7 protein-coding genes and 1 pseudogene are annotated in these 4614 nt (G+C 65.7%); 7 read left to right on the top strand and 1 reads right to left on the bottom strand.

Going from position 1 to position 4614, the window contains the following annotated elements:
* The 7 genes and pseudogenes from I5W_RS16075 to I5W_RS33440 form a co-directional block, all read left to right on the top strand.
* The coding region (locus I5W_RS16075; protein ID WP_044529985.1) for a YeeE/YedE family protein at positions 1–179 on the top strand (179 nt) is incomplete at its 5' end.
* 12 nt (positions 180–191) lie between these two features.
* Positions 192–620, top strand: coding sequence for a DUF6691 family protein (locus tag I5W_RS16070; RefSeq protein ID WP_044529984.1), 429 nt, complete (start codon positions 192–194; stop codon positions 618–620).
* Between the two features lie 28 nt (positions 621–648).
* The gene (locus I5W_RS16065; protein WP_044529983.1) at positions 649–1533 is read left to right on the top strand and encodes an MBL fold metallo-hydrolase; all 885 of its coding nucleotides are present in this window, start codon (positions 649–651) and stop codon (positions 1531–1533) included.
* Positions 1534–1979: 446 nt separating this feature from the next.
* A pseudogene (locus I5W_RS16060) lies at positions 1980–2330 on the top strand (cytochrome c oxidase subunit 3); the annotation flags it as partial.
* A gap of 186 nt (positions 2331–2516) precedes the next feature.
* On the top strand, positions 2517–2846 hold the full coding sequence (locus I5W_RS16055) for a c-type cytochrome (protein ID WP_044529986.1): 330 nt from the start codon (positions 2517–2519) through the stop codon (positions 2844–2846).
* A 363-nt stretch (positions 2847–3209) separates the two neighbouring features.
* Entirely contained in the window at positions 3210–3392 is a 183-nt protein-coding gene (locus tag I5W_RS33445; RefSeq protein WP_252717055.1) for a CinA family protein, read from the top strand.
* Between the two features lie 23 nt (positions 3393–3415).
* Entirely contained in the window at positions 3416–3721 is a 306-nt protein-coding gene (locus I5W_RS33440; protein WP_252717054.1) for a CinA family protein, read from the top strand.
* Positions 3722–3736: 15 nt separating this feature from the next.
* On the opposite strand, the gene I5W_RS16045 is transcribed toward I5W_RS33440, so the two are convergent.
* On the bottom strand, positions 3737–4614 hold an 878-nt coding region (locus I5W_RS16045), incomplete at its 5' end, for an SDR family oxidoreductase (protein WP_044529982.1).

The raw sequence follows: 4614 nt of genomic DNA, 5'->3' as shown, positions 1-4614 counted from the left end.
CAATCATCCTGGCCGGCTTGCTGGTGGGCCTGGGCACGCGCTATGGCGCCGGTTGTACCAGCGGTCATGGGGTGTGCGGGCTGTCGCGCTTTTCGCTGCGCTCGGCGATGGCGACGTTTTGCTTCATGATGGCCGGTTTTGCCAGTGTCTATGTGCTGCGCCACCTCCTGGGCCTTTGAAGAAAGATTCATATGAACGTCAAATTCAGCTTAAGCGCCGGGGTCGCCGGCCTGATCTTCGGCCTGGGCCTGATCGTCTCCGGCATGGCCAATCCGGCCAAGGTGCTGGGCTTCCTCGACCTGGCCGGGGCCTGGGATCCCTCGCTGGCATTGGTGATGGCGGGTGCCATCGGCATCGGTGTGCCGGCCTTTGCTTGGGCCCGCAAGCGCCAGCAGTCGCTGCTGGGTGCGCCCCTGCAATTGCCCAGCGCCAGCGGTATCGACCGCCGCCTGGTACTGGGCAGCCTGTTGTTCGGTGTCGGCTGGGGCATGGCCGGCATCTGCCCGGGACCGGCACTGGTCTTGCTTGGCATGGGTTCACTCAAAGGCCTGGCCTTCGTACTGGCCATGCTGGCCGGGATGAAGCTGTTTGGCTGGCTGCAGCGCCCTGCCCGCGGCTGAAGCCGGCAAGCCCCTTTCAAGGAACGTCATGACAAACCTGCAAAATATGCACATTGAAGGCTATTTCGACCCTGCCACCAGCACCGTCAGCTACCTGGTACTGGACCGTGCCAGCGGGCAATGCGCACTCATCGATAGCGTCCTGGACTACGACCCCAAGTCGGGTCGCACTGCCACCCGCAGCGCCGACCAGTTGATCGCCCGCGTCGAGGCCCTGGGCGCGCGCGTGCAATGGATCCTGGAAACCCACGCCCATGCCGACCACCTCTCGGCGGCGCCCTACCTGAAGCAGAAGCTGGGCGGACGCATCGCCATCGGCGAGCATATCCGCCAGGTGCAACAGGTCTTTGGCCGGCTCTTCAATGCCGGCACCGAATTCGAACATGATGGCAGCCAGTTCGATCATCTCTTCGCCGATGGCGAGACTTTTCTGATCGGCCAGTTGCCGGCGCGCGTGATGCACACGCCCGGCCATACGCCGGCCTGCCTGACCTATGTCGTCGAAGCAGCCGATGAGACGGCGGCCTTCGTCGGCGATACGCTCTTCATGCCGGACTATGGCACGGCCCGCTGCGACTTCCCCGGTGGCGATGCGCGACGCCTGTACCAGTCCATCCACGCGGTGCTGGCGCTGCCGCCGGCGACCCGGCTCTACATGTGCCACGACTACCAGCCCAATGGCCGCGAACTGCGCTTCATGACCACGGTGGCCGAAGAGCGCCAGCACAATATCCACGTGCATGAAGGCATCAGCGAAGACGACTTCGTGGCCATGCGCAGTGCGCGCGACGCCACGCTGGACATGCCGGTGCTGTTGTTGCCCTCGGTGCAGGTCAACATGCGCGCCGGGCAGATGCCGCCGCCCGAGGCCAATGGCGTGCGCTACCTGAAGATCCCGCTCAACGCCCTGTGAGGATGCTCTCAGCACGCCGCGCACGGTCGCGGCCCTGGCCAGCTCGGCGGTAGGTGCCGGTGCAGCATTCCTACGCCGGCTTGCCGGGTTTTCCTCTTCCGCCCGCCCGCTACCGCTTCGCATAATCGCTCATCCCTGAATCACCGAGCGATGCGCCTTGCTGCCTGTTCACGCCCATCACCTGCCCTGCCCCGTGTCGCCCACGTCGATGGCGCGCCGTGTGGCCAGTGTCACGCCGGCACTGGTGGCGATGCTGGTGCTATGTCCGACCAGTGCCTGGGCGCAACGCCAGCACTGGCAAAGTGTCTTGCATCCGGCAGGGGTCCAGGCCGAGATCATCGCCCGTCTATGGCATGTGACGCTGGCCCTGTGTGCCCTGGCTGATCGGCTGGGCCCTGGGCTTGTCTGCCGCCGGGCTGGGGGCATTGTTTGCCGCCGACGTGGTGGCCAGCCGCGCCGCCAAGCGCTTCGAGCGCCAGCGCGTGCGGCGCTGGCTGCTGCTGTGCCTGCTGTTTTCCCTGCTGTTCCTGGGCGGACGCGTGGGCGAATTTGCCGCGCTCAACGTTGGCTGGAGCGACAACGCCTATGGCTCCATCACCTGGATGCTGCTGGGCCTGCATACGGTGCATCTGGTGACCGATACCTTCGACAGCCTGGTCTTGACGCTGCTGTTCTTCACCGGGCCGCTGGAGAGCAAGCGTTACGTGGATGTGAGCGAAAACGGCGACTACTGGTATTTCGTGGTGGCCAGCTGGCTGGTGCTGTACGTGGTGATCTACTGGGGGCCGCGCTTATGACGTCCCGCCGCTTGCGATATGCGCTGTGGGGCAGCCTCCTGCTCACGCCCTGGCAGCCGGCCCCAGCCCATACGCTGGGCCTGTCGGACCCCGGCGGCATTAGCTGGAACACCGGGGTCTGGCTCTGGTGCAGCCTGGGCTTGAGCCTGGCGCTGTACTGGCGTGGGGCTTTACGCCTGCATCAGCTTGGGCGCAGCCAGCCGTGCCGTTCTGCTTCCAGGCGGCGACGCCCTCCATGGTCGTCGCCTGCTGGCCGAGCGCGGCTGTGCCGCCTGCCACCGCATTGCGAGCGTGGCGCCTTCGGGCAGCCGTACCGGTCCGCCGCTTGAGCATCTGGAGCGCAACAGTTACATCGCCGGCATCCTGCCCATGAACGCGGACAACCTGGCGCGCTGGATCATGCACCCACGCGCCATCCACCCGCATAGCGCCATGCCGGAACTGGGCATCTCGGCGCAGGACGCCGCCGACATGAGCGCCTATCTGCGCTCGGTAGACCAGAGCAGCACGCCCTGAAGAGATGGATTCAACTATGCCCGGCAGACTGGAATACCCCGAGCAGGGACATGCCGCCAATGATGGCCAGCACGATGATACCGGCCACGATGGCGATGGCGGTCTTGGGCTTGCGGTCGGACATGGGATTCTCCTTGGCTGACGGGCCAGGCGCATCGCTGAGGTGATGGCCGCTCTGCCCTGGCTGGGGAGACTAGCAAAGCGCGCCAAGGCGTGGCATAGGCGGCCGCCGCGAGGGCCCCCCCGGTTTGGCTGTCGGAGACGTAGGAGTGAAGGAAAACGCGGACCAGCTGGCTAGAACGGGCCTTGCAGCGATCAGTCAAACAAGCGATATGAAGGATTTCAAACAGAAGGGAAAGCATCATGAAGCACATGAAGGACGACTGCACCACCCTGGGAGAGCAACTCTGCCAACGTGGCCTGCGCCTGGTCACCGCCGAATCCTGTACCGCTGGCATGGTGGCCGCTGCCTTGGGCGACATCGAGGGTTGCGCACAATGGCTGGAAGGAGCGTTCGTGACCTATACCGAAGAGGCCAGCAGGTGATGCTGGGCATCCCCCCGTGAGACATGCAGCGCTACGGACTGACCAGCGAAGCAATCGCCGAACGCATGGCACGCCGGCGCCTGCGCGGCAGTGCAGCCAGCCTGGCCATCTCCAACACCGGCGTGGCGGGGCCGGATGATGCGTCCGATGGAACACCGGCCGGCACCGTCTGCTTCGCCTGGATCTTCCATGAGGGCGATTGGCAGACCGTGCGCACCGCCACCCGCCACTTCAGCGGTAATCGCCAGTCGGTGCGTGAACAGGCGACCCATTTTTCCATCGCCCAGGCCCTGCAATTGCTGCAAACGCCGCGCCCCGCCCGAGACTGAACCCCGAAGCCGGACTCAAGTCCCCTTGCGCCCAGCGATGCGGCCTGCCACCAGGCAGGCCACCCCCAGCACCGCAAGCCGCGACAACATCGGCGCTTGCGCACTGGCCCAGGTGTAGGGCGAGAACGGCATCACGTGCTTTTCGCCGCCGCGCTCGGCCACCGCCACTTGAGGGCCGTTGGCGTAGAGGCGGTCGGTGCCGCTGGTGGCCGGCCGGTCGCTGCGTTGTTGCGAGAACATGCAGGTCTTCAGGTAGTAATCCATCGCGGCCGGCGCGCACTTGTTGGCCGAGGACACCAGGCGCGAGGCCGCTCCCACGTAGAGGTCGCGACGCGGGCTTTGCGCGGCCACCAGGATGGCTTCGGCAGCGATGTTGGGAGCGTACACCGGCGGCGGCAGCTTGGGCTGTACCTCCATGTAGTTCTTGGCGTGGCGGGTGAAGGGGGTATCGATGGCGGCCGGCTTGACCAGCGTGACCGAAATGGGCGCGCCCTCTTCGGCCAGTTCCACCCGCAGCGAATCGGTAAATCCTTTGACCGCGTGCTTGGAAGCCGAATAGGCGCCTTGCAGGGGCACGGCCACGTCCGATAGTTCGCTGCCCAGGTTGATCAGCGCCGCGCCCTGGGTATTGGCCTTCAGATGCGGCAAGGCCGCCAGGCTGCCATTGACCACGCCCCAGTAGTTGGTCTCGAACAAGCGGCGGTGATCTTCCAGGCTGACCTCGGCGTGACGGCCGAAGATGGAGACGCCCGCATTGTTGATCCAGGTATCGATCTGCCCGAAACGCTCGACGGCGCGCGCGGCGGCGTCCTGCAAGGCGCTGAAGTCGGCGACGTCGGCTGTCACGCACAGCACGCGCTGGCCGGAGGCATCCAGCTCGCTGGCCACCCGTC

The organism is Herbaspirillum sp. B65 (assembly GCF_000333555.1).
Lineage (GTDB): Bacteria > Pseudomonadota > Gammaproteobacteria > Burkholderiales > Burkholderiaceae_D > Herbaspirillum > Herbaspirillum rubrisubalbicans.
This window is presented reverse-complemented; position numbering and strand designations above follow the sequence as displayed.